Source organism: Alloscardovia macacae (assembly GCF_002259705.1).
Taxonomy (GTDB): domain Bacteria; phylum Actinomycetota; class Actinomycetes; order Actinomycetales; family Bifidobacteriaceae; genus Alloscardovia; species Alloscardovia macacae.
Map to the genome: position 1 here is coordinate 62,972 of NZ_MWWT01000007.1, position 25,735 is coordinate 88,706.

Below are 25,735 nucleotides of genomic sequence, written 5' to 3' on the forward strand. Positions count from 1 at the left end.
ACAGCTATGCTTTATCCAGAGGATTATGCAGCGAAATATCACGCTTATCAGTTAGAGCGCACGTACACCTCCAGTCCCGAAGATTCTGTAGGACCGCTCGCTGGTTTACTCTTCGACGCACAAGTCGAGCCTAAACCACATCAGATAGATGCTGCGTTATTCGCGCTTCATTCTCCTTTCCGTAAGGGAGTAATCCTCGCGGATGAAGTAGGCCTGGGGAAAACCATAGAAGCAGGAATCGTTATAAGCCAGTTCTGGGCAGAGAGGAAGAGAAATATCCTGATTATTTCTCCATCTTCTCTGCGCCAGCAGTGGCAGCAGGAGCTCAGTGAAAAGTTTGCATTACCGTCGCTCGTCTTAGATAGATTCCAGTTAGATGTTCTTTCTTCTCCACCCGCAGAAAGAGTGAAGTCCCCACGCATCTTTATATGTTCCTATGAGTTTGCTAACGCACACACGCTCGATCTCGCTATTCCGTGGGATCTCGTCGTCTGCGATGAGGCTCATCGTCTTCGCGCGCACTGGACCCAGCGCGCGAAGATAGCGCAAGCAGTATCCTCTATCTGCTCAGATGCATCACGATGCATTATGCTCACTGCTACACCACTCCAGAATCGTTTAGAAGAACTTTACGGTATAGTCAGCGTCTTTGATCCGGACTTTTTCCAGTCTTTTGATGCTTTTAAGGAACGCTACGTAAACCATCCAGATGATTTGGGGAATGACGATCTTGCTCAGAGAGTATCCCTCATCGCGAAGCGTACACTGAGAAAGGATGCACAAAAGTATATTCGTTATACGAATCGCATACCTCTGACGTTTGCGTTCACCCCTAGCGAGGCTGAGCAGAAGATATATGATCTCATAAATAACTACTTGCAGAGGCCATTTCTCTATGCTTTTCCTCAGTCACAGCGATTTCTCTCATCGATTATTATCCGTAAACGGTTAGGGTCTTCTCCACTTGCTTTAGCTACGACTCTCGAAAAGATATCTCATCGCCTTGAGTCCGAACTACGCTCAGGCCGTAGAAGAAATAATGCAGGGAGTTTCCTTGATGATGCTGACATTCTCGATGAGTTTAAAGAAATCTCTCCAGACGGGGATAACGAGCCATCGCATGGATCCTTTAGCCACGAAGACCGTTTAGGTATGGAAGATGAGATAGCTGAGCTCCGTGAGTATGCAGCTTTAGCGCGAACCATCACACAAAATGCGAAAGCTACTAAGCTTCTCGAAGCCCTTGAGCAAGGCTTCAGTAGACTTCGCGATATAGGCGCTCCACAGAAAGCCATCATCTTTACTGACTCTACAGTAACTCAGCAGTACCTTGCTGAGTTACTCAGAAAAGAAGGCTGGAAGGAAGGTCTCGTACTATTTAATGGAACGAATACCTCTGAAGAGGCTCAGCACATTTATACACGATGGCTGAAAGAAAATGATGGTTCGGATATTATTACAGGCGTTCCAGCAGCAGACCGTCGTAAAGCTCTTGTGGATGAGTTCCGCGAAAATGGACGGATTATGATAGCTACAGAAGCTGCAGCAGAGGGCATAAATCTTCAGTTCTGCTCGATGCTCGTTAATTACGACTTACCATGGAATCCGCAGCGCGTCGAGCAGCGGATAGGCCGCATCCATCGATTCGGGCAGAAACATAATGTCATCATAGTGAACTTCTCAAATAAGGGGAATAGAGCTGAAGAACGTATTCTCGAACTTCTTACAGAGAAATTCCAGCTTTTCACATCTATTTTCGGAGCATCAGATGAGGTACTCGGCAGCATCGAGGATGGTGTAGACTTCGAACGCTCTATCCTCTCTATTCTCGATAAATGTAAAACAGCTGAGGAGATAGACAAGGCATTCGACGAGTTTGAAACGCGCTATGCTACCCAGATTAGTAAAGAGATGAAAAAGACCCGCGCAAAAGTCTTTGATAATCTCGACCCTCATGTACGAGATAAGCTGAAGAGTTACGATACACAGACATCTGTGGTACTAAACTCCTTCGAGCGCCTTCTCCTCAAGCTAACCCGCTATGAGCTTCGAAATTATGCTGATTTTTCAGATGATGCACTTCATTTTTATCTGCGTACTGCCCCACAGGAAAAGGTTCCACTGGGAGAATACTATTTTAAGAAATCACCAGAGAAAGGTGCTCATCAGTACAGATATGCCAGCGATTTGTGTCAGTGGGTTATATCATGTGCTCAAAACTCTTCTACGCCTTCAGCCCATGTCACGTTTAGCATAGATGATTCTGACCGAGCATCTGCTCCCCTGAAGAAGCTCCGTCATACGTCTGGAATACTGAGTATAGACTCAGTCTCCTTTACCGCGCCTTCTTCTGAACAGAATACTGCAGTACCTACTGAGTCCCACCTCGTCGCATCTGCATACACAGAATCTGGTTCTCCTCTCGATGCGGAGCTCATACATGACCTTCTCGATCTTCATGCCATAGCAGCGACAGAAGAGCGCATCACATCAGATGCGTGTGATCAAAGCATCACCGAACAAATTAATGAGCTTCACATGCGCATTCAAGAAAAGAATGCTTCGTACCTCTACGAGCAGGAAATGCTCATAGACTCACGTCTAGCCGATTTACGAGCCACGTATGATGCAAAAATAAGAGAGGCCCAAGCCCAGTCTGAGTCCCTTGAAAAGGCATCTCGTCGTTCCTCTGATCAAATGGAACGTCTAAAACTACTCAAAGAATCTCGAAAACTCAGAAACGCAGCTGAAGATATGGAGGACGACTACAGAGCACAGAGGAAACTGCTCAGAGAAAAGTCGTCATCCTATCTCGAGAAGATTAGCGACGCTCTGCATACGGAGATTCATCGCACACATCTCTATACGATACGATGGGAAATCCTCTAACACGCATAGGAAACACCACGACACTTTAATTTGACACCGTGTCGCATTATTTCCTATAACAAAAATACTTGAGTTCTAGTGGTCGTTGAAACACTCTGTACTGGAGAGTATTCTGCAGTACGTCTTCACGTTTTCTTCACGAAAAAAACTTTACCCCGAGCTTTAACCATTCTGAGAGCCTTAGAGCAAGAAAAACGGTTAAAGCTCGGGGCAAAGTTTGAGAATTCCCCGGGAGCTTCACACTTTCATCACATGTGAGCCTGTGGCAAAAAACTTCCTCCAGGATTTTCTCACTGTGAACGTTCACAGCCCTGTGCGGATGGGAAAAACCTGGAGGAAGTTTGTGAGTACAGACGTGCAGCCCCTACTCCGTCACGCCCTCGATAAGCTCCGTGATGAGATCCGAATAGCTCAGTCCCGTGGCCTCCCAGGCCTTCGAATACATGGATATCGGGGTGAAGCCAGGCATGGTGTTGATCTCATTAACCAAAACCTCGCCAGACGCCGTCACGAACGTATCCACGCGGCTCAAGCCAGCGCCATCCACAGCCCGGAAAGCGCGCACCGCCACGTCGCGCACCTTTTCCAGCAGCTCGTCAGGCAGCGCGGCCGGCACCTCGACGTGAGACGCCGTCTCGTCCATGTATTTGCTGTCGAAGTCGTAAAAATCGCCAGAACCAGCCGAATCGATGACCACCTCGCCTGGCAGCGAGGCGCGCACCTCGCCACCCGCACGCGGCGCGAGCACCGCGCACTCTATCTCGCGAGCATTCACGCCCTGCTCGATGAGCACGCGCCAGTCATGCTCAGCCGCCACAGCCACAGCAGCCTCCAGCTCCGCGCCATCAGCAGACACCTCATCCACACGCGTCACACCAAACGACGAGCCCGCACGCGACGGCTTCACGAACAGCGGCAGCTCCAGCCCAGCCTCAGCCACGCGCGCAGCCAGCCACTCACCCGAACGTTGCTGCTCGACGCGCGCATCGATAGTAATGCCCGCAGCCACCGGAATGCCAGCCTCGCGCAGCAGCTCCTTCGTATAGTGCTTATCCATGCACGCCGCCGACGCGAGCACGCCGCAGCCCACGTATGGCACGCCCATCATCTCGAGCAGACCCTGCACCGTGCCGTCCTCGCCGAACGGGCCGTGCAGTACCGGGAAGACCGCGTCGATGTGTCCGAGGGACTCCACTTCGCCCGTTTCGTCGTCCACGGCGAGGAAACCGTCGGCGCCCTGCGAGATATCGAGGATAACGGAACGCGCAGAGCTCGCCTCGTCCGCGCCACCCTCGCCGTCTTCACGCGCCGAAACGCCGCGCACTTCCGGCATCTGCCCGCTCGCCTTCGCCGCGTCGAGCGACCAACTGCGCGGGTCCTCGCCGCCCACGACCCACTCGCCGCTCTTCGTGATGCCCACCGGAATGGCGTTATAGCGGCTGGTATCCAGCGCGTTCAGCACGCCGCTCGTCGAGATGCAGGAGATAGAGTGCTCGTCTGCTTTTCCGCCGTAGAGTACGATGATATTTTTCTTCATTTTCTGTCAATTCTTCCTTTACTCGTCCACGTCCCCATCAGCGAAGAGTTCGCTGAGCATCTGGGCGCAGGAGATGCCATCCTCAAGCACGTGCTGCATGGCGGATGCCAGAGGAGTAGGCACGCCATACTTTTCGCCCAGCGCCACTACAGCCGATACCGTCGGCACGCCTTCCGCCACACCATTCGACGCAGCTGTGGCTTCCTCCACGCTCATGCCCTTGCCGAGGTTTGCGCCGAAAGTGTAGTTTCGGCTGAGCGGTGAACCACACGTGGTGATGAGGTCTCCCACGCCAGCCATGCCGAAGAAAGTCTCTTTCTGAGCACCGAGAGCACTGCCGAGCACAGTCAGCTCACGCAGGCCGCGCGTCTGAATCATAGCAGCAGTATTCTCGCCATAGCCAGCACCACGCGCCATGCCTACAGCGAGCGCGGTCACGTTCTTCAGCGAGCCACACATCTCCACGCCCACCACGTCCGAGGAGACAAACATCTTAAAGTACGCATTCGTCGCCGCTGCAGCCACCTTTTCTGCCACTTCGCGGCTCACCGATGCTGCCACTGCTGCGGCTGGCTGGCGCTGGGCCACTTCCTTCGACAGGTTTGGTCCAGACACGGCAGCAAAGCGCTCGAGTGGTAGCTCGAGAGCCTCCGTCACCACTTCATCCATGCGCTTATCTGTGCTACGCTCGATGCCCTTCATAAGAGAGACCACCACGGCGTCGGATGGGATGAGGCCGCGGAATTCTTCGAGTGCTACGCGGGCAAACTGGGCAGCTATAGCGACCACCACTATCTCAGCATCGCGCACTGCTTCGGCGCGGTCTCCCGTGGCATGCATACGCTCAGGAAGCTGATCCACGATAGGCAGACGTGCAGAGTTACGGCGGTTCTCGTTTATATCTGCCACGATGTCTGGCTCGATGGCCCACATGGTCACATCGTTACCAGCATCTGCGAGGACCTGTCCGAAGGCAGTACCCCACGCTCCAGCTCCGAGTACGGTTATGTTCGTCATGAGTTACTCCCCTTTTTCGCTTGTCTGTGCGGTGTCCACGGCGGCTGTCTCGGTGATGTCCACACCAGCCTTCACACCGCGTGGCGTGCGGCGCATCATCCTAAAGTCCCAGCGCCCCTCTTCTGGTCGCTTTTCGCCGCGAATTTCTTCCATGAGTTCTTCCATGCGCAGCGCTACACGCTCCGTGAGCTCGTCCACTGCTTCAGAAGGAGCGCCATACTCCTCCCAGCTCTCCGAGCCTTCGAGTAAGTCAGAATAATCCAGCGCCATGTCATAGGCCATGACCACATTTTTACGAGGCCATGGGAAGAAATGGTTTATACTGGCCGCTCCCCACGTGACCGAGACATAGAGCGGAACCTGGTACCCCAGGGCGCGTGAGGCTTCGAGCGCTATGATGGCCATGCCCGGCTTGAGGCTCATAGGCCATTTGAGTGGATCACGCGTTACTGTTCCTTCAGGCCAGATGGTCAGAGGACGCCCATCCTCGACGAGGATACGGACAGATTCATGGATGATGTCCGAGGCTTTTCCACTGCGGCGCGGCACAGGCTGCATACCCACAGCTTTAAACCAGTCTCCTATGATGGGCCACGTGCCCATCTCAGCCTTCGCCATATAGCGAGGACGGCGTCCCTGGTGGAACAGGCCCGTCATAGGCACGAAGACGTCGAACTGTGTCACATGCGTAGCAGCCGTGATAAAGACACCGGTCTCTGGTACATTTTCGAGTCCCCACGACAGGGCCTTCATCCGCGTCTTCGCCACCCACGAGATCATGTCGAGCAGTTTCTTCGTCTTCGCTGGATTCTGGGCGTTTATCTCTGCCTCATTATTCGCTCGAGGAGTGCCCGTAGGCAGATACTCGAGTGGATTACTGAGATGATGTGCGCGTGCGAGTTTTTCCACCTGCACTGTGGACAGTGCAGGAACTGATTTACCTGGACTAGGTTTTCCGCGAGATACCATAGGCTCTATTCTAAAGCGGACGGTCTATTAACGCGCAGCAAAACGCCCGGCGTTCGCGAAGGTGTCGTAACGACACGCGAAAACGCCGGGCGAAAGAAGAGGGAAAATTGACAGAAAAACTAGTCAAAGTCCGCGCCGAGAGCCGCCAGCTTCCCGCGGAAGTCTGCGTACCCGCGGTCGATGAGCGAGATGCCGCGCACGTTCGACTCACCGGTGGCCGTCAGCGCCGCGATGAGGTGCGAGAAGCCGCCGCGCAGATCCGGCACGTCGATGTCGCGGCCAGTCAGAGGCGTCTGACCGAAAATCACGGCCGAATGCTCGAAATTATGCTGCTCGAAGCGGCACGGCAGCGAGCCGAGGCACTCCTTATACAGCTGCACGGTAGCGCCCATCTTCACGAGCGGCTCAGTAAAGCCGAAACGGTTCTCGTACACGGTCTCGTGCACGATGGACAGGCCCTTCGCCTGCGTGAGCGCCACGACGAGCGGCTGCTGCCAGTCCGTCATGAAGCCAGGATGCACGTCCGTCTCGATGGCCACAGGCTTCAAGTCCCCGCCTGGATGCCAGAAGCGGATACCCTCATCCGTCACATCAAACTCGCCGCCTATCTTCCGGTAGACGTTCAGGAAGGTCATCATCTCCGGCTGCGTAGCGCCCTTGACGAAGATGTCTCCGCGCGTGGCGAGTGCCGCAGCCGCCCACGATGCTGCCTCGATGCGGTCAGTCAGAGCCGTGTGGGTATATCCCTTCAGCTCCTTGACGCCCTCGATGCGGATAGTGCGGTCCACATCCACCGAGATGACCGCGCCCATCTTCTGCAAAATGGCTATAAGATCCATGATTTCTGGCTCTATGGCCGCTCCGGACAGCTCCGTCTTACCCTCCGCGAGTACAGCGGCGAGCAGAGTCTGCTCAGTAGCGCCCACGGATGGGTATGGCAGGTGAATCTTCGTACCGCGCAAGCCGTTTGGAGCAGTGATGTGAATGCCATCCTCATGCTCCTTATCCACTTCCGCACCGAGCTTCCGGAGAGTCTCGAGGTGGTAGTCGATAGGTCGGTCGCCGATGCGGCAGCCGCCGAGCGTAGGAATAAAAGCCTCGCCGAGACGGTGGAGCAGCGGCCCCGAGAAAAGAATAGGGATGCGAGACGAGCCCGAAAGCGTCTCCACATCTGCCACGGCTGGCATCTCCACATGGCTGGCGTCGATGGTAACCACGCCGGTCTTTCCGTCCACGTTCGTGGATACACCATGCAGACGCAGCAGGTCCGACACCACCTGAACGTCCCGAATCTCCGGCACGTTCTTCAGCACAGATGTGCCTGGCGCAAGCAGTGCCGCCACCATAGCCTTCGACACGAGGTTCTTCGCACCTCGCACCTTAATCTCGCCGCCGAGTGGCTTTCCGCCCACTACGTGCAAAACGTCATTCTCGCGTGTCATATCTGTACTTCCTATCCGAGTCCCTCGTGTGAGTCCCTCAGCGTGAGATCCTCAGCCTCTCGGGATACGTGTCCGGTTTTCTGTATTTTATTCTAGCTTATTCTAGTGTGCCATGCGTATTATGCGCGACGCGTGAAAAGCCGGTCGCGGCGGCGGCGGCACGACCCGCGCGCGCCGTCACGTTCGCGCACGTGCCCGCGTTCGCCCGTGTGCCGTCGCCCGTGTGCCGTTCGCACGCGTCTGCGTTCGCGCGTGTGCAGCGCCGCGCGCGTTTAGCGTAGCGCCGCACGGACGTCCTGCCCTAGCCGCGCATTCCACATGGCTCCGGTCGCGCTCATGACGGCCCGCGCGCCCAGGCTCAGATAATCCTGCACATCGCGCGCCGACGTGACGCCACCTACGCCTATAACCGCGAAATCGTCATCCGCTATACCCAGATTTCGCTGCACGCGGATAACGCGCTCGACCATCTCGAGTCCCGCGTGCCGGATGGCCGCGCCGCACACGCCGGACGTCTCGCGCCCCTCGCCCGGCAGCGCCTGCTCGCCGCGCGCGTTCACGAGCCGCGCGGAGATAGTATTAATGGTCGCGAAGCCCTGCACGCTCTGACGCAGCACCGTGTTCTGCATCATGCGTTCGACGTCTGCATCGTCCGGCATGAAGGCCAATTTTATAATCAGCGGCGTGTCCCCTATCTCGTTCTTCACCGCTTCAGTGATGCGGCCTACGAGCTCAGGATTATGGCACAGAAGCCGGCCTTTCCCTTCGTTCGGGCAGCTCGTATTCATCTCGAGGACTTTAGCGCCTGTCTCCAGAGCGAGACGCGCGGTAGTTACGTGATCGGCGATGTACTGCTCTTCACTCATCTCTGGAGTACGCGAGCCCTGGAAACTCGCGAGAAGAAGCTGGCCTGGTCCGGCGTTCTGGATGGCGCGCTGCATGTCTGGCTGCCACACGTCTGGAGACTGACTCGGCACTCCGAAGGAGTTCGAGATGGAGATGGTCTCTGGAGAGCCGAACTGGTCGTCAGCGAGAACGCCGTCTACGGTCTCTGGCGCGCCTGCTGTCAGCTCGCCGGATGCCGGATGAACGCTGAGCACATTCGGAAAAGGATTACACGCCCAGGCGCGCGAACGCACCGTCTTATACGTGGCGATGTCGAAGCCAGCACGGAAAGCTGCCGTAGTAAAACGCTCGTTCAGCAGTGGGCCGGCCGGGATGCCGAAGGGAGTGCGCACGCTCTGGCCGAAGAAGGAGTAGTGCCGGGTGTCGGTGTCGAACGGAGTCGGTGTCTCGAGCGGGGAAACCTGAGACCCGAGCGCGGAGGTCGCGGTGGCCTCAAGCGGTGCAGTCCGTGCTCCGAGCGCGGAAGCCTGTGCTCCGAGCGCGGCGAACTCGCCGAACGGACCTTCTGCGTAGTTTTCTTCGTAGGTGCGGTGAACGTCATAAATAGGAGTGGAATCTGGTACCATTACTAAGTCTTTCTCTTCAAAATTCAAGCCAAGAGCCTTCTGAGCTTGATTAATATCGTTCCACGCCGAAAGGCATGCCTCATTATCATTCATCTCAAACGTTGCTGGCATATGTGCCTTCATAGCTTCTAGCGACGTCAAGTGGTGACGCAAGCTAAACTTTCTCATGCAAAACCTTACAGCAGAATACCCTTTTACCGATAACTATCCTAGCTGAAGGACAGCACTAACAAATAGAGCTTCTCGGTAATAAACTTCTCTGGTTTTCTTATCTTGCATCATCGTATCTAATCGGATACAATTCTTTTATGGAGATATTCGAAACGGATGAGTTTACCTCATGGCTTACTAAGCTCAAAGACCGGAAAGCGAGAGCCCGTATCATCGCGCGTTTCGACGCTTGGCAAGCAAGCGGAAGAATCTCCGGAGACATTAAACCCATCAAAAATGGAGTGTATGAAGCCCGCTTCACTTTCGGACCAGGCTACCGAGTGTACTACGCGCATAAACAAAACACGATTATCCTTCTCCTCATAGGAGGAGACAAATCCAGCCAGAGTAAAGACATCAAGAAAGCACAAGATCTTTTACACGACCTCACGAAAAAAGGAGAATGGTCATGATTCGTAAATTTGACGCCAGCCGTTATCTAGACACTCCAGAAGATGTAGCCGTCTATCTTGATGAAATTCTTTCGATGAACGATTCGCACGCTCTCGTGGCCGCATTAAGAACCATAGCAAGGGCCCAAGGAATGACACAGCTTGCTAAAAAAGCAGGAGTGGGCCGTGAAAGCTTATATAAGAGTCTCTCAGATAATGCAAACCCAAGCATTCACACCATTATGAAAATCCTCAGCGCTCTCGACATGACCATAAGCGTGACCGCTACTGCTCATAATACGCAAGAAGAAAACAGCACGGAACACGAACACCAAGAGCTCACCTACGCCTAAACCCTCGGAATCACAGATAGAAAAAGCCGCCGCATTCTTCGATGTGAATGCGACGGCACTGGTAGCGGGGCAAGGATTTGAACCTTGGACCTCTGGGTTATGAGCCCAGCGAGCTACCGAGCTGCTCCACCCCGCGTCGGCTTGTCTTTAAGACAGCTCTATATAGTTTACAGGCTGAATGCATGAAGTCAAGGATTACTTTCTTCGGCGTGTCGCATCAAACTTGTCTTCTCTCTTTCGCATATCCGAAAATAGTACAAAAGATACTGAATCCCCAGCTAGATTCTCTCTTTCTATGCCATTGACCGCGGTATAGCTCCCCAGACAGGCATACTCTTCCCTACTGGGTGTTCACCCTCTCGTCGTATTCTGTGAGGATGCACATCGGCATAAAATGTTTTATTACAAAGCTCATCAAAAGTTCGATATTTCCTATCTGCGAGACGCGGAAGATCAAACCATAGTAGTAGCTTATTTTCCTCAGCTCCCCGCCCCGATATTCCTTTCCCGCGATTATCGACATTGCAGTACACAATCGCATCACCAAATAGAGCATCACAGTAAGCACATCCTAAAGAGAGATACTCTGCTCTCATAGTTTTAGAATACCGAGGTTTTATAGAGTAATTATCTTTGAGATATTCAAGAAAAACCTCTGTAAACACAGCCGTTTCATTCACTTCAGCAAATGACATTATTCTCCATATCTCATTCTTCCCGGAATCCTCTGGAATCAGATGAAAACCCACTCCATACTCACGAACACTAGCTCCACACTTCCAGCATCGCACTTCCTCACTTGCCACAAACGCTACACTCTCCAGCTGGTATCGAGCCAAAAATGGGCTCTTTCCCCGTCTCCGATACGAGTTATCTAAGTCCTGCCACCCAACGACTTTATTTATGACCTCTTCCTCCGTTATAGTCGTCCAGTCCATTTCGCCCATCTTCACTCCTTCATGAAGTTCTCTATTCGCATGTTCAGAACAGAAAGCACCATCTTATTATACCGCTATCACATGTCTTATCGCACATACGAAAAACCAGACATATCCACTGAAACACAGAACCCGAAAAACGGCACAAACCCGCATAAACACAAGGAAAAGAGAAGAAAAAAACCAAGTGCCCCCCGTGGGACTCGAACCCACAACCCACGACTTAAAAGGACGCTGCTCTAACCATTGAGCTAGAGGGGCAACTTTCACAGTCTAACACACGACGCGCATGACTGCAAAGGCTTTCGAATCGAGCGGTGTCGGAGCGCCGTCACAGCAGCGACAGCACCGTCACCACCGCCACCGCTCGAGGAAAAATTGACCTCAGCCCGCAGCCTAAACCGCAGCCTAAGCCGTAGCCTAAACCGCCGCAGCCGCAGCCGCAGCCTAAACCGCCGCAGCACCCGACGCGCCGCCCAGATACGCCTCCTGCACGCGCGGATCGTTCAAAAGCGAGCGCCCCGTGCCGGCCAGGCGTATGCGGCCGGACTGCAGCACGTACCCGTAATCGGCCACGGACAGCGCGAGCTCCGCCTGCTGCTCGACCATCAGCACGGACACGCCGAGCTCGTCACGCAGGGCGACTATCTGCGCGAGCACGTCCTCCACGAGCCGCGGCGAGAGGCCCATCGTCGGCTCATCCATGCAGATGAGGCGCGGATGGCTCATGAGCGCGCGGGCGAAAGCGAGCATCTGCTGTTCGCCGCCGGACATGGTGCCAGCGAGCTGAGTACGACGTTCGGCCAGACGCGGGAAGCGCTCGTACATGGCCTGAACGTCTGCCGCCACTGCCGCGCGCCCGGCAGACGTCCGCGTGTCGCGCGTGTATGCGCCGGTCAGCAGGTTCTCGTACACGCTCATCTGCGGGAAGATGCGCCGCGCTTCTGGCACGGCTGCTATCCCGCGCTGCACACGGTCGCGCGAGCTGAGATGCGTGATGTCCTCGCCGCCGTACAGCAGCGCGCCGGACGTCACCTTATTCAGCCCGAGCAGCGTCTTCATGGTCGTGGACTTTCCGGATGCGTTACCGCCGAGCAGCGAGACGATGGCGCCCTCCGGCACCGTCAGGCTCACGTCCTCGAGCGCGTGCACCTGCCCGTAATACACGTTCACATCCTGCATGGTCAGCAGCGCCGGACGTTCGCTGCTGATGCTCGTCGCGGCGTCGTCGAGCGCGTTCTGCTGGGTGAGGACGTTCGTCTGCGAGGCCAATTTCCCCTCCCCTTTCACCCGCGCCACATCTGCGTCCGACCCCACGCGCTTGCCGAGATAGGCCTCGACCACCACAGGATCTGTGCGCACGGCGTCTGGATCTCCCGAGGCGATAATGCGCCCGCCATCCATGGCTATGACCGTATCCGAGACCGCTGCCACGAGGTCCATCTTATGCTCCACGAGTAGGATGGTGTGGCCCTGTTCCTTGAGGTAGAGCAGCTGCTGAATCACTTCGGCTGTCTCGGACTGATTCATGCCTGCAGTTGGCTCGTCGAGCAGGAGAATCTCCGGCTCCGAGATGTGCGCGCGGGCTATCTCCGTGCGGCGGCGATTCGCATAGGACAGCGTATACGTGGCATCATCTTCGCGCGAGCCCAGGCGCTCGCGGTAGTAATCCACTTCGCGCTCGATGCGCTGTGCCACATCCTTTTCTTCGCGCTTCACCGCTGGGCCGCCGAAGAGGGCCGCTCCCGTCTCACCGAGCAGCGAGAGCCAGCGCAGCACCGGCATATTCTGCAGGGCGCTCAGGGGACGCGTGGCGCCGAGCTTCTTATGGTAGCCGAGGGCTATGTTCTCACGCACCGTAAGCGATCCGAAGACGCGACCATTCTGGAAAGTGCGCGCCAGGCCTCTCTCGGCCACTTCAGCAGCCGAGCGCCCGGCTATGGCCGTGTCATCGATGTCGATGAGGCCGCTATCCGGTTCGAGAAATCCCGAGAGGAGGTTAATGGTGGTGGATTTTCCCGACCCATTCGGACCGATGATGGACAGGACTTCTCCGCGGTGGAGGTCGAAGGAGATGCCGTCCACTGCGCGCAGGCCGTTAAAGGATTTCGTCAGGTCGCGCACGCGCAGGAGCGCCTGTGCCTTCTGTGCCTTTTTCTGTAGAGTCTGAGTCTGCTGAGTCTGCATTATGCCGCCTTCTTTCCGGTCACGTTCTTCCCAGTCACGTTCTTCCCATTCACGGTGCGCGACCACAGTCCCTGCGGACGCAGCAGGATGATGACCACGAGGAGAATGCCATACAGGATGCCACGCCACGTGGATGCGAAGCGCAGCACCTCAGGAAGACCTATCAAAAGCGCCGAACCGAGCACAGCGCCCAGCGGCGAATTCATGCCGCCCAGCACGATGATAGTGAGGAACAGCGTAGACATGGTGGACGTGAAGATAGTCGGGTCGATGTACGTGTACTGGTGTGCGAGCAGCGCTCCCGCGAGACCTGCGAAAAGCCCAGCGATGGCATAGGCGAGCGCCTTATACGCATTCGTCCGAATGCCGAGCGCTTCTGCCGCTTCCTGATCCGCCCCCACTGCGGCGAAGACGTGGCCGAGGTGAGCGCGCTGAATGCGCGAGACCACCCACAGTGCCACGAGCAGCACCACGATGTCCAGGAGGAACATCTTCTGCTGCGTATCGAGCACCTGCCCGAAGATACGCGGGAACGGAATACCCTGAATGCCCAGCGAGCCATGCGTGACCGGCTCCCACAAGCGGATGATGGCCACGGTGACCGCACCCACACCGATGGTGGCTATGGCCACATAGTGTCCCGAAAGCTTCCACACAGGGAATGTGAGGATGCTGGCCGTCACGGCTGCCACCACGCCACCGGCGAGGAAGCCTGCGAAGAAGGACCAGCCATACTGCGTAACGAGAATGGCGCTCGTATACGCACCCGTAGCGAAAGGTCCCGCCATGCCGAGCACCGTCTGGCCTGCCGAGCCAGAGATAAGAGTAAGCCCCACAGCGGCGAGCGCGTAGATGACCACCTGTGTGCCTGCACCAGCCAGAGCGTTATTCGAGACGAAAGGCAGCAGGAGCGCGAGCACGGCCAGAACTAGGTTCGCCCAGCGTGGCAGGCGGATGGCGCGTGCATTTTCGAGGAAGGTGCCCGTCATCGGTTCGGAGCGCACGGCTCCCGTGCCACTCTTCGTGCTGAAGAGCAAGCCCTGTGGACGGAAGATGAGGATGAGCAGGAGAGCGCCGAAGGTGATGAGGTCATGTGCTCCATCGCCGAGCCAGGAGACGCCGAGCGCCTCGATGATGCCGAGCGCGAGACCACCGAGCACTGCTCCTGGTATGGAACCCAGTCCGCCTATGGTCGCTGCCACGAAGGCCGTCATGCCTATGCTGGCTCCGTTCGTCGGGTTAATGTTCCCATTCGCCAGTCCCACGAAGATGCCCGCTATGCCCGCGAGTACTGCGCCGATGACGAAGGAGATGTGGCGGATGGTCTTCACGGGGATGCCCATCTGGCGTGCAGCTTCCGGGTCCTGGCTCGTGGCGCGGATGGCCTGGCCAGTCTTTCCGTACGTGAGGAAGGCCCACAGCGCTGCCATGAGGAGGATGGTGACAATCAGTGCCACGATGTCCGATGTTCCGAAGCGCAGGCCTGCTATCTGCAGGTTATGCGTGGGCAGAATCTGCGGGAACTGACGGGTCTGTGTGCCGAAGATGAGCTGCAGTGAGTTATCCAGCACTTGCCCCACGCCGATGGTGGCGAGCAGTGCTGCTATGGGCTTTCGCCCTTCGAGTGGAGTGATGACCACGGCGTTCATGATGAAGCCGAGTATGCCGGTGACGAGGATAACGACCAGCAGAGTCACAGTGAGCGTCACAGCTGCACTCCAGCCGAGAGCCGCGCCGAAGCTCGTGCCTATCCACCATGCGGTCATCATGCCCACGGCGACGAGCGAGCCCTGAGCGAAGTTCGCCACGTTCGTGACGCCGAAGATGAGGGACATACCCACAGCAGCGATGGCATACACGCTGCCGTGAATGAGTCCAGAGAAAAGTGTGTCTATCATTCTGCGCTCGCCCTACTCCTCATAGCGCACGAAGGCGCCATCCTTCACGATGAGCAGGATAGGGTCGATGTTCTTCGCGCGGCGCGTCGCCGTGTCGAAGGCGAAAGTGCCGCCATCGCCCTGATAGAGCGGGAAGTCCGTCACGGTCTGCAGAGCCTTCTGCACGCCTTCACGCGTGGCATTCGTCTTATTCATACCGTAAGCGAGGTCCTTGATGGCCTGGTACGACACTACTTCGAAGTTACCCGGCTTATGTCCGTACTTCTTCTCGAAAGCAGACACGAAGCGCTTCTGCTCGTCGGTCTTCACGCCCGTCGCACTGAAGATGCCCGTAATGATAGTGCCTTCTGCATTCTTTCCCGCGTTATCGAGGAATTCTGCTGTTTCCTGGCCTCCGAAGAATGGGCCAGTCCAGCTGAGTTTGTTCCGCAGAGTGTTCAGCACGAGAGCGCCGTCTGGACCGTAGCCGATGTTCACCACAGCTTCCGGCTGAGCATCGCGTGCCTTAATGAGGATAGGTGACAGATCCGTCGAGTCTGCGAGGTACGAGGATTCGTAGGCGATGTCGAGCCCCACGCGCGCTGCTTCTGCGGCGAATTCCTTATACGCTTCCTTACCCCAGTCGTTCTCGATGTACACCACCGAGATCTTCTTCGTCGCCCCAGCAGACGCGCCCACGGCCTTCGCCACGGTCTGCGCGTTCAGCGTCTGGTAAGTGTTCTGCGTGATCTGCGGAGACCACACATACTCGCCGGTATCCGTGAAGTTCGTGGCGGAGTTATTAAAACCGTAGTGTACGAGTTTCGCCTGATTAAAGGTCGGCGAGGCTGCTGCCGAGGCGGAGGACGCGTAGTCTCCCACCACGGCGACCACGGAGCTGTCCGCGGCTATCTTCGGCGCTACGGACGCGTCCTGCTTGGCGTCGGACTGCGTGTCATAATACTGGATACCGAGCTTCTTTCCCTGCACGCCGCCGTCTGCGTTTACCTCCTCGAGCGCGAGGTCGAAGCCGCGCTTGAAGAGCTTTCCATATTCGGCATACTGTCCGGTTTCTGGGTAGATGGCTGCTATGTTTACCGTGTCGCCGGAGGCTGCGCTGGATGCGCTTTCCCCGCCGAGTCCGAAGGAGCAGGCGGACGTGACGAAGACGGTGGCGGCAGCTGCTGCTGCGACGAGTGCTCGGCGGATCTTCTGTGCGTTCTTCATTCTTTCTCCTCTTTTTCTTACTTAACGCGCTGTACTTTAGTCAATTCTTCCAATGCCGCATCGGTCGCTGGCGTCGGCACGGTGCAGCTCGGGGCGAGCAGGAATGGATGACCCTGACGCGCGGCGATGGTCTCAGCCAGCTGCTCGCGCACGCCCTCCACATCGACGCGGTCATCTCCTGCGAACTTCGTGAAGTTCGCTCCACCCACTGGTACAGCACCGATGTGCTCATCCACCTGTGGATTTCCTGGAAGGAACTGATCCCAGTGGATGACGTCTGCGAGGTCTGCGAACCAGTCTGGGTGCGAGTCTTCGCGGCAGGTATGCAGGAGGACTACAGCATCTGGATTTGCCTCACGGATGGCGCGGATGATGAGCTCGTCATATGGCTTCGAGTACTCGTTATACTGCTCGCGCGTAAAGAAACCATGGGATACCGTTCCAGTCACTGCATAGAAGATGCCATCGAGTCCGGCACCACCCTGCTCTACTGGGGTGTCGAGGCGCGCTGCATAGTCTGCGAGGGTCTCGGCGATGTTCTGCAGAGCCGTCTTCACACGAGCAGGATCAGAGAAGACTTCTTCACGCGTGGTGGTAGGAGTGGCATACTCGTCACCTGGATAGAGTGGCAGGTCTCCGAGCTGGAGAAGGACAGAGAGTGGAGAGAAGACAGTCTGGATGACGCCACGGTCCTGCAGCTGCTCGCGGATGAGCTTCGCTGCTTCGTAAGACTCGTGGAACGTGTTCTCGTCCTCGACGCTCAGTCTCACAATGTGGTCGAGGTCTTCAGGGTGCTGGAGCGCATCCGAGACCTTGCGTGGGATGACGTACCCGTCATAATGCTCAGGGTCATAGGTACTGCCCCAGGCCTCGGAGTAGTAGACTGCGCGAGGGTTTATCTTCACCCAGTCCCAGTCCCACTTTTTCACGAAGTCCACGTATGCCGTGGCGAATTCTTCTGCGCCATATTCATGGCCCACGATGTGCTGCCATGCGGCTACGAGGTACGGGGTCTTTTCTGGATCTGCTGTGCCGTGTGCGATGTCATAGAATGCCTGGCGACGTGCTGTATATGTCATGATAGTTCTCCTGTGCTGTGAGATATAAGGTATGAAGATACGATGTTAAGCACGGAGATTTTAAGGTCATCAAAAGACTAGGGATGAACGAAAAAATCCCCATAAACTCTTAACGTCGCAGAGTTTAGAGGGACTGACAGCTACACATGCTCATACGCAGCGCGACCGATGCGCTGTGCTGAGAGGTGTATGTCAAATTCGTCATAGCCCCCACTATAAGCGCAGGCCAGGAAAAATGCTAGCGGCGTGTCTCACTATTTGAGCGCATCGCGAATGCTCTTGACGATAAGAAGAACGAGGAAGCTCATAAACACCCATTGGTTCACCTGAGGTGAGAGGAAGGCAGCCAGCAGTCCACCAAGCGGAGTGGATACCAGCGCTACTGCGCCGATAAGACCCGCAGCTTTCACATCCACGAGTCCTGCCTTCAGATTCGCCACCGTCCCCGAGACTGCTCCCGGCATAATGGCCAGTAGCGACGTCCCCCGCGCCACGAGGTCACTCGCCCCGAAAAGCCCACTCATTCCCGGCACGAGGATAGCTCCCCCACCTACTCCGAGTAGTGCTGATAAGATTCCCGCCACCAGTCCGAGGGCGACCATACCGAAGGCAGAGGGAAGATTGACAGAAACTGACGATACACGCGACGGCACCTCGAAAAACTGCTCGACGGCGATGCCGAAAACGAAGACCACGAAAGCCCAGCGCAGCAGCTTTTCGGGCAGCGAGCGCAAAAGCCGAGCGCCGATAAGCGCGCCCGAGATGGAGCCGAGGATGACGAGCGCGCCCATCCCCCAATGCACGTTCCCCGCGAGTGCGTACGTCACGACGCCGCCGAGACCGGCGATGGGCATCGCGGCGAGCGAGGTCGCGGACGCTTCGCGCTGGCTCAGGCCCACGAGCAGCAAGCCCGGGACCATGATGGTGCCGCCGCCCACGCCGAACAGGCCGGACAGCAGGCCCGCGGCGAGGCCTACGAGGGCGAGAAGGAGGAATTTCGTCGAAGCGTTCATGTTTTTCGTCTCAGTCGTCTCAGTCGTCATACGGAGCATTCTACGCCTCTTTTTATCTCAGGATGAGCGCGTGGCGAGGATTTTCGGCATTCTTCGCCGCGAGCGCGAACGACGCGGAATGTCTGGGGAGGATGTCCGCGTGGTGCGGAGCGAAGAAGACTACAATGAGAGTACTTTTCGTACTGAGAAAGTATGACACAACGAGGTAAGGAGCAGCAGATGCATACGACACACACCGCTCCATGCCATCGAACATCATCGATACGCAAAACCGCTCATAGAATACTATGCTCCATACTTCTCATAGCACTGCTTCTCGGCCTGGGCGGTCGCCCTCCACGGATGGCGTCTTATACTGACATACATATTCGAGATTACGTCCTGGCTGTCTCCCTGTATCCGCAGCTACGCGACCTATCCAGCACAGAGAGCTATGTTCTGTTCATCTCTAAAAAAGGCCAGTATGCCATACTTCCCGTAGGCCCCGTCTTCACCCATATGACAGTATGGTCGGAAAGCGGACTCTATAGTCCTGGATTTCGAGAAAATTTCTACTTTCCGCGGGCTACCTCGTCCGGCATATCTATGACGAGTTCTCATAATGTGCAGCATGAATACGTCCTATCCTTCGCTCTTCTAAGCCCGCATGGCACACCTCTGTATATAGAAGACTTAGGCTTCACACAGCACACTCAGAACGAGATCATTCTCGAGAGACCCGTGGAAGGACGCACAGAACGTGTCGCCTCTTTCGTTCCTCACATCGTCGCCTCCTGTCCTACTGGACTCTATAGCATCACCGATACCGCATCTCCTGAGTCTCCAGACATCTATGGTTACGCATTCGACGCGCTCAGCGCAGATGCACAAAAGCCTGATTTTCCCATTCCTTTTCAGGATGCTGATGAACACGGTACTCACATGAGCATAGAGGATATATCCGAAGGAGCACCCTGCACGGATGGACCCACCGGCAGCGTGGTCACCTTCCTCACATCCACAAGTGCGGGAGATTACCGAAATAGGTATACTCTCGGCCAGTGGGATACTCACACAGGCACAGTCTCGTATCGTCCACTTCTCGACAAAGACGGACACCCTTTCGAGGAAGACTCCGAAGCACTTGCTGCATATGGACCTGAATCAGTACGCGGTACTACGTTTACATTCTTCAGCAGAACCACTGGCATCATCCACCAGTTCGACATGCACACCGGACGAGAGCTTCGCCAGTATTCTGTAGGACATGCGCGCTGCTCTCTGAGCAACCAGTACTGTCTCCTGTATCTCTTCGGCCAGACGAAGGACAGAATCGTCGCTATATCCTACGGCAGAAACTTCGGAAACTCCGCCACCATAAACATACTCGATGCGCATACGCTCACTCTTCTGCGCACTATCCCTGTCTCCACAGAGCTTGCACGGCTTATCGCAGGATATAACGGAACCTCGCCATCGCATGTCTCTATGGATCCGCTGTATAGGTAGCTGCCCTCGGCAGGTGCGAAGCTCTCTCATATGCGCGAATCATGCACTTGTGGGCTAATCCCGACGCCCACGTTTGTGCCGTTCTGCACTTTAGGGCTAATCTCGACGCGCGCTCTCCAGATAGGCAGGCTCCAGGCTCCACAGACTGGCTTCAATGCGAGACTTCAGGCCCCGCCTTATGTCCGCGCCAAAAACCGACGTCGAAATTAGCCCTAAAGTGCCGAACGCCGTATCCACACGCGTCGATTTTAGCCCAAAACTGCATTAGTGCCGGCTCCCCCGCCCACACGCCCCCACGCACACATAAAAAGTAAAAAGGCCACCCCTGAGCCACAAAGGAGAACAGCTCAGGGGCGGTCACGCTTTTCGCGACGCGCAGCACGGCATACACGGGAGCGCACCCGGCGCGGCGTAGCACACGCGGCGCAGCGCAGCACACGCGAGCGCAGCACAGCGCTACTCTTACGCAGCGCGGCTCTCGCGAATAAACTCGCGGTACCAGCGCGCTGTATCCTTCCAGATACGCCGCTGCGTCGGATAATCCACATAGACGATGCCGAAGCGCTTCGAGTAGCCGAGCGCCCACTCGTAATTGTCCATCAGCGACCACGCGAAGTATCCGGTCACGCGGGCGCCCTGCTCACGCGCCTCGTTCAGCGCGCGCAAATGCTCGCTCAGGTAGTGCACGCGGTCCGGGTCATGCACGGTCAGCTCGCCCTCGCCTGCCTCATCCGGCACCAGCTCGTCCTCCCACGCGGACCCGTTTTCGGTAATCATGATGTCCAGCTCAGGGTAGCGCGCGCTCATCTCGAGGACGATATCGCGCAGACCCCCCGGCTCCTGATTCCAGCCCATCGCAGTAAGCGGGCCCTCAGGCGGCAGAATGTCGATGTTCGTTCCGCCCACGATCGGATCTTCGCGCGCGTTCTGCGGATGCACCTGTGCCGGCGCGCGGCGGACGGTCTGCGTGCAGTAATAGTTAATGCCGAGCGAATTCAGCGGCTGATGGATCTGCTCGAGGTCGCCCGGCTGGATGAAACTCCACTCCGTCACGGCGCGCGTATCCTCGAAAATCTGCGGATCGTACGCGCCGTCGAGCATCGGCCCGAGCCAGACCTCGTTCGCGATGCGGTCCGCCTGCGCTTTCGCCGCGCGGTCGTCCAGCGAGTCTGTAGCCGCGCGGTTTACCTGCAGGTTCAGCGTAACGGATGTCTGCGCTTTTTCGCCCAATTCTGCCTTTACCGCTGCAACGCCGAGACCATGCGCGAGATTCAGATGATGGACGGCTGCGAGGGCCTGCGCATCATCACGAACACCTGGGGCATGACGCCCCTGCGCATAACCGAGGTAAGCCGCGCACCACGGCTCGTTCAGCGTGGTCCACGTCTCCACGCGATCTCCAAAGCCCTTCGCAAGCGCGGCTGCATAATCTCCGAAGCGCAATGCCGTCTCGCGGTTCGCCCAGCCGCCACCGTACGACCCCACCTCATCCTGCAGATACTGAGGAAGATCCCAGTGGTAGAGCGTGACGATAGGCTTTATATCTGCCTCACGCAGAGCATCGAGCATGCACGTATAATGATCCAGCGCCTTCCGGTTCACACGGCCCGCGCGCATATCCTCCAGCGAGGTGAAAATGCGCGGCCAGGCGATGGACATGCGGTAGGCGTCCAGGCCCAGTTCTTTCATGAGGGCGATATCCTCTGGGTAGCGCGTGTACTGCTCGCAGGCGCGCGATCCATCCGAGCCGTCCGCGATGTTCCCCGGAACGTGTGCATACGTGTCCCAGATAGAGGTGGCGCGTCCTTCCGCCTTCGATTCCTCGTCTACGAAGCCTTCCACCTGGTAGCTGGCCGTGGCACTTCCCCAGATGAAGTCCTTCGGGAACGCGTGGGCGAGCGCGCGCTGGGCGTCTGTCATACGTGTCATCGTGTTCTGCTCCTTCTTTGCAACTATCTTTAGTGTATATCTGTGCGCGGGCGCGCGGCATCTTTTTCGACTGTTTTCGAATTTCGACGAAATATGTGCTGCGTTTTCTTCTCCACCGAGCAGAATGCACCACATGCTTGGCTCGAGTGCGCCCATGCACCACACCCGTCACACGCGCCATATGCGCAGAAGGGCCTGCGATATCCTCGCAGACCCTTCTGGCCTCTTCCACACAGTGCACGAGTATGTGCCCGTGCACAGATTTATAGGTGGGACAGTGGCCTAGTTCAGTACTGCTACCCCATTACTAGACTTCACTAGTTCGTCAGAGACTGTGAGTCGTGCTGTGAACTCTCGTCCATCAGAGCTTTCTACCGTAATGCGTCCTTCCGCATCCTTTCGAGCTACGAATTCCACACCAGTACCATCTATCTCGCTCACATGTGCATGCGCTTCTTCACCATCTTCGAGGAACACAGATACGAGAGCATTCTCGCCGTATGCATATTCAGGCTTCTGAGCTCCCTCATGCGATACGATAATGGAGTTATCACGTACCCACAGCGGAACAGAATCGAAATCATGCTTTTCGCGGCGCCACACACCGCTCGCGCTCGTTACCTTTTCACCAGTAAACCAGTTTACCCACGTTCCAGCAGGCAGGTAATATTCGACATCACCACTATAGGTGAATACCGGTGCCACAAGGAATGACTGTCCGAACATATACTGCCGGTCCAGCGTGCGTGCCGTAGGATCATCCGGGAATTCAAGGAACATAGAACGCATGACTGGAGTACCCTCTGCATGTGGCTTGAGCCCCATTTCATACACATATGGCATCAGTGAAAGCTTCAGGAGCGTGAACTTTCTGAGGACATCCACAGCAGTCTGTCCAGGAGCATTCACTACACCGTTCTTCTCATCCTCTTCATCAAACAGCCATGGAACACGGTAGACTGTAGAGCCATGCAAACGCGAGTGTGATCCGAGCATGCCGAATGCTACCCAGCGCTTATACACTGCAGGATCTGGAAAAGCACCTTCAAACCCACCGATGTCATGACTCCAGAAGCCGAAGCCTGAACTCGTCAGAGACAGACCTGCACGCAAAGTCTGCGCCATGCCATTAAAGGTAGACTCGCAGTCTCCACCCCAGTGCACTGGTTGCTGCTGACCACCCACAGTTGCCGAACGTGCATACAGGCAAGCATTCCCTTTACCATAGGTCTCCTCGAGAGCTTCAAAGACAGTCTGGTTATACAGCTGCGTGTACCAGTTATGCATGGACAGTGTAGGAGAACCATCGCACCAGACCACATCCCGCGGAATACGTTCACCAAAGTCCGTCTTAATGGCATCTATACCATGCGCGAGAAGGCCTTTCACCTTATCTTTAAACCACTCGCGCGCCAAAGGATTCGTAAAGTCCACCAGCCCCATGCCAGCCTGCCAGAGGTCAGTCTGCCATACTTCACCATTCGCTTTCTTCACGAGATAACCATTCTTACGAGCTTCCTCAAAAGCAGAGCCTGCTTGGCCGAGATAAGGGTTAATCCATGCACAGATATGTAACCCCTTCTCCTCATGGAATGTCTTCAGAGTCTTTTCTACATCATCGATAGTTCCGAAGAACCGCTTATCGAATTCAAAGTCTGTCCAGTGGAACTCACGCATCCAGTAGCAGTCATAATGGAAAGCACTCAGTGGAATATCTCGCTCAGACATTCCATCTACGAAGGATGTAATAGTCTTCTCGTCATACTTCGTGGTGAAAGATGTGGTGAGCCACAGTCCATATGTCCATGCGGGTACATTTGCTGGACGCCCTACTAGAGCAGTATAACGGCGCAGAATCTCTTTAGGTTCAGGACCATAAATCACACAGAAGTCGAGCTCTTCACCCGGCACAGAGAACTGGACGGCTTCTGTATTCTCGCTGCCCACTTCGTAGGATACATGACCTCGGTTATTCACGAGCACACCGTATCCTTGAGACGTCATATAGAATGGGATGTCTTTATATCCCTGCTCAGAGGCGGTACCACCATCTTCATTCCAGATGTCTATGCTCTGCCCGTTCTTTACATACGTTCCAAAGCGTTCACCGAACCCATAAACCTGCTCTCCTACTCCGAGATGAAGCTGTATAGCAGTAAAAACGTCGGACTCATCATATGCCTGACCGTTCAGAGAGACGCCAAATTCTCCGACAGGCTGTGCGGATACAGCAGCAGCTGGGCTGAGCTTAAAACGCGCGAGAGATTTCCCGAAGGACTGGGTAAGCTCCTTCCCTTCTGCCTCGAAGGTGAGATTCCATGGGGATCCCTTCACTACCTTCGCAGTGAGCTTTCCCGAAGTAAGGGCTACAGTAGCACCCTTTTCACCTACCTCGCCATCTCCTTCTCCTTCAGCTGTCACAGTCACATAATCTCTTTGTCCTGGCTCATCGTAGTGAAGCGGGAATCCAGGCTGAGGAGTAGCACCCTTCCAGTGCTGCGCGCGCACACGTATCACTCCCTCAGCAGGTGTAGATACTGTAAGATTAAACGTAGGCAGGTTCAAGGTATCAGCTCGGTTTGTGACATTTCTGCACGTAGCAAGTATGTCCAACTCTTCCTTTTCATCATTCGCTCGAAGCTCATATGCCTCACGCGCGTACAGTGCCTCTACACCATCACGGAGGAGCCAGTATCCATTTGTAAACTTCATCGTATGTCCTTTTCTCCATGGAGCGTCATCAACTATGATGATACTCCGCTTGTATATCCTTTATATGAGCATGGCTTCGCCTTGGCTTACGTATCGAGCGAAGCCATGCTGAGAATATCGATTTCTTTTACTTCACTGCACCCGTGGTAATACCACGTGCGAGAGTACGCTGGAAGATCAGATAGAAGACCAGTGTAGGTACGATACTAATCAGCGATGCTGCTGCGATAGTCGTCACATCCATGAGCCTGTCACCAGACAGCGATGCCACCGCTATAGGAATGGTCTGCGTCGAGTTATCTATGAGGAATGCCATAGGAATCATGTACTCATTCCATGTCCAGATGAAGAAGAACACGAGCATAACCGAAAGCGTAGGACGAGAGATAGGGAAGACTATCTTCGTAAAGATGGTCCAGCGTGATGCCCCATCTATGGTAGCAGCTTCCAGAATGGCCTTAGGGAAGGTTCCATACACGCTTGACAGCAAGTACGTACCAAATGCACTTTGGATGACAGTAAAAATAATCACGATAGCCCATGGAGAGTTATACAGACCTATCTGCTTGAACATAATGTACAGAGGATACAGCATGGCTTCCTGCGGAAGCATATTCGCGAGCATGATGAGAAGCACTATCCAGCGACGTCCCTTTACTCGGCCTATGCCCAGTGCAAATGCATTAAACATCGAAAGGATTACAGCAAGAACTGCCACAAGCCCCGACGTCCATACGCTGTTCCAGAGCTTTTCTGGATAGTTCACACGATCCCAGAACTTCATCAAACCATCAAACTGGAGATGCGTAGGAAGGCTCAAAGGACCAGAACTGTTATACTGTGCAGTCGTCTTAAACGCATTCAGCAGAAGCACTATGAATGGGAAAAGCATCACCAATCCACCGATAATGAGAAGTATAAGTGCTGCCCAGTCCCCTGCCGTACGATTCTTATGCCCTCGCGCTATACGAGCATTCTGTGCCGACTTAGTTAATGCTGCCATG

18 protein-coding genes and 2 tRNA genes are annotated in these 25,735 nt (G+C 55.7%); 4 read left to right on the forward strand and 16 right to left on the reverse strand.

Annotation, left to right across the window (positions count from 1 at the left end; all coding sequences use genetic code 11):
• Window positions 1–6 precede the first annotated feature (6 nt).
• Window positions 7–2,889: an SNF2-related protein gene (locus tag ALMA_RS05635; RefSeq protein ID WP_094726745.1), complete on the forward strand. Its 2,883-nt coding sequence runs from the start codon at window positions 7–9 to the stop codon at window positions 2,887–2,889.
• Window positions 2,890–3,253: 364 nt separating this feature from the next.
• Here the strand turns inward: ALMA_RS05635 and ALMA_RS05640 are convergent, their stop codons facing one another.
• The 5 genes from ALMA_RS05640 to ALMA_RS05660 form a co-directional block, all read right to left on the reverse strand.
• Window positions 3,254–4,426, reverse strand: a complete 1,173-nt coding sequence (locus tag ALMA_RS05640; protein WP_094726746.1) for a D-alanine--D-alanine ligase family protein — start codon at window positions 4,424–4,426, stop codon at window positions 3,254–3,256.
• 18 nt (window positions 4,427–4,444) lie between these two features.
• Complete coding sequence (locus ALMA_RS05645; RefSeq protein WP_094726747.1) at window positions 4,445–5,443, reverse strand: NAD(P)H-dependent glycerol-3-phosphate dehydrogenase; 999 nt, start codon at window positions 5,441–5,443, stop codon at window positions 4,445–4,447.
• A gap of 3 nt (window positions 5,444–5,446) precedes the next feature.
• Window positions 5,447–6,412, reverse strand: coding sequence for a lysophospholipid acyltransferase family protein (locus ALMA_RS05650; RefSeq protein WP_094726748.1), 966 nt, complete (start codon window positions 6,410–6,412; stop codon window positions 5,447–5,449).
• 119 nt (window positions 6,413–6,531) lie between these two features.
• Window positions 6,532–7,854, reverse strand: a complete 1,323-nt coding sequence (gene murA / locus ALMA_RS05655) for a UDP-N-acetylglucosamine 1-carboxyvinyltransferase (protein ID WP_094726749.1) — start codon at window positions 7,852–7,854, stop codon at window positions 6,532–6,534.
• A 272-nt stretch (window positions 7,855–8,126) separates the two neighbouring features.
• Window positions 8,127–9,326, reverse strand: coding sequence for a tRNA-dihydrouridine synthase (locus tag ALMA_RS05660; protein ID WP_094726783.1), 1,200 nt, complete (start codon window positions 9,324–9,326; stop codon window positions 8,127–8,129).
• Window positions 9,327–9,634: 308 nt separating this feature from the next.
• Here ALMA_RS05660 and ALMA_RS05665 point away from each other — a divergent pair, with 308 nt between their 5' ends.
• Together ALMA_RS05665 and ALMA_RS05670 are read left to right on the forward strand one after the other, a co-directional pair.
• The gene (locus ALMA_RS05665) at window positions 9,635–9,949 is read left to right on the forward strand and encodes a type II toxin-antitoxin system RelE/ParE family toxin (RefSeq protein ID WP_094726750.1); all 315 of its coding nucleotides are present in this window, start codon (window positions 9,635–9,637) and stop codon (window positions 9,947–9,949) included.
• A complete protein-coding gene (locus tag ALMA_RS05670; protein WP_244568890.1) occupies window positions 9,946–10,281 on the forward strand; it encodes an addiction module antidote protein in 336 nt (111 codons plus the stop codon). The genes ALMA_RS05665 and ALMA_RS05670 overlap by 4 nt, the downstream gene beginning before the upstream one ends.
• Before the next feature lie 59 nt (window positions 10,282–10,340).
• On the opposite strand, the gene ALMA_RS05675 is transcribed toward ALMA_RS05670, so the two are convergent.
• The 8 genes from ALMA_RS05675 to ALMA_RS05710 form a co-directional block, all read right to left on the reverse strand.
• Window positions 10,341–10,417: transfer RNA gene (locus tag ALMA_RS05675), tRNA-Met, on the reverse strand.
• Window positions 10,418–10,574: 157 nt separating this feature from the next.
• Window positions 10,575–11,228: a hypothetical protein gene (locus tag ALMA_RS08090; RefSeq protein WP_148140272.1), complete on the reverse strand. Its 654-nt coding sequence runs from the start codon at window positions 11,226–11,228 to the stop codon at window positions 10,575–10,577.
• A gap of 179 nt (window positions 11,229–11,407) precedes the next feature.
• Window positions 11,408–11,480 (reverse strand) — tRNA-Lys (locus ALMA_RS05685).
• A gap of 186 nt (window positions 11,481–11,666) precedes the next feature.
• The gene (locus ALMA_RS05690) at window positions 11,667–13,406 is read right to left on the reverse strand and encodes an ATP-binding cassette domain-containing protein (RefSeq protein ID WP_094726753.1); all 1,740 of its coding nucleotides are present in this window, start codon (window positions 13,404–13,406) and stop codon (window positions 11,667–11,669) included.
• Complete coding sequence (locus ALMA_RS05695) at window positions 13,406–15,304, reverse strand: ABC transporter permease (RefSeq protein ID WP_094726754.1); 1,899 nt, start codon at window positions 15,302–15,304, stop codon at window positions 13,406–13,408. Before ALMA_RS05695 ends, ALMA_RS05690 begins: the two co-directional genes overlap by 1 nt.
• Before the next feature lie 12 nt (window positions 15,305–15,316).
• Window positions 15,317–16,510 (reverse strand): ABC transporter substrate-binding protein, encoded by a 1,194-nt coding sequence (locus tag ALMA_RS05700; protein WP_094726755.1) that lies wholly within the window; start codon window positions 16,508–16,510, stop codon window positions 15,317–15,319.
• Window positions 16,511–16,527: 17 nt separating this feature from the next.
• Entirely contained in the window at window positions 16,528–17,589 is a 1,062-nt protein-coding gene (locus tag ALMA_RS05705; protein WP_094726756.1) for a uroporphyrinogen decarboxylase family protein, read from the reverse strand.
• A 254-nt stretch (window positions 17,590–17,843) separates the two neighbouring features.
• Window positions 17,844–18,632 (reverse strand): sulfite exporter TauE/SafE family protein, encoded by a 789-nt coding sequence (locus ALMA_RS05710; protein ID WP_158520668.1) that lies wholly within the window; start codon window positions 18,630–18,632, stop codon window positions 17,844–17,846.
• A 690-nt stretch (window positions 18,633–19,322) separates the two neighbouring features.
• Here ALMA_RS05710 and ALMA_RS05720 point away from each other — a divergent pair.
• A complete protein-coding gene (locus tag ALMA_RS05720) occupies window positions 19,323–20,090 on the forward strand; it encodes a hypothetical protein (protein ID WP_158520669.1) in 768 nt (255 codons plus the stop codon).
• A gap of 462 nt (window positions 20,091–20,552) precedes the next feature.
• Here ALMA_RS05720 and ALMA_RS05725 read toward each other — a convergent pair whose 3' ends face one another.
• From ALMA_RS05725 to ALMA_RS05735, 3 genes are all read right to left on the reverse strand, one after another.
• On the reverse strand, window positions 20,553–22,019 hold the full coding sequence (locus tag ALMA_RS05725) for a GH1 family beta-glucosidase (protein WP_244568891.1): 1,467 nt from the start codon (window positions 22,017–22,019) through the stop codon (window positions 20,553–20,555).
• A 282-nt stretch (window positions 22,020–22,301) separates the two neighbouring features.
• Complete coding sequence (gene yicI, locus ALMA_RS05730; RefSeq protein WP_094726760.1) at window positions 22,302–24,731, reverse strand: alpha-xylosidase; 2,430 nt, start codon at window positions 24,729–24,731, stop codon at window positions 22,302–22,304.
• Window positions 24,732–24,858: 127 nt separating this feature from the next.
• Entirely contained in the window at window positions 24,859–25,734 is an 876-nt protein-coding gene (locus ALMA_RS05735) for a carbohydrate ABC transporter permease (protein ID WP_094726761.1), read from the reverse strand.
• Window position 25,735 lies beyond the last annotated feature (1 nt).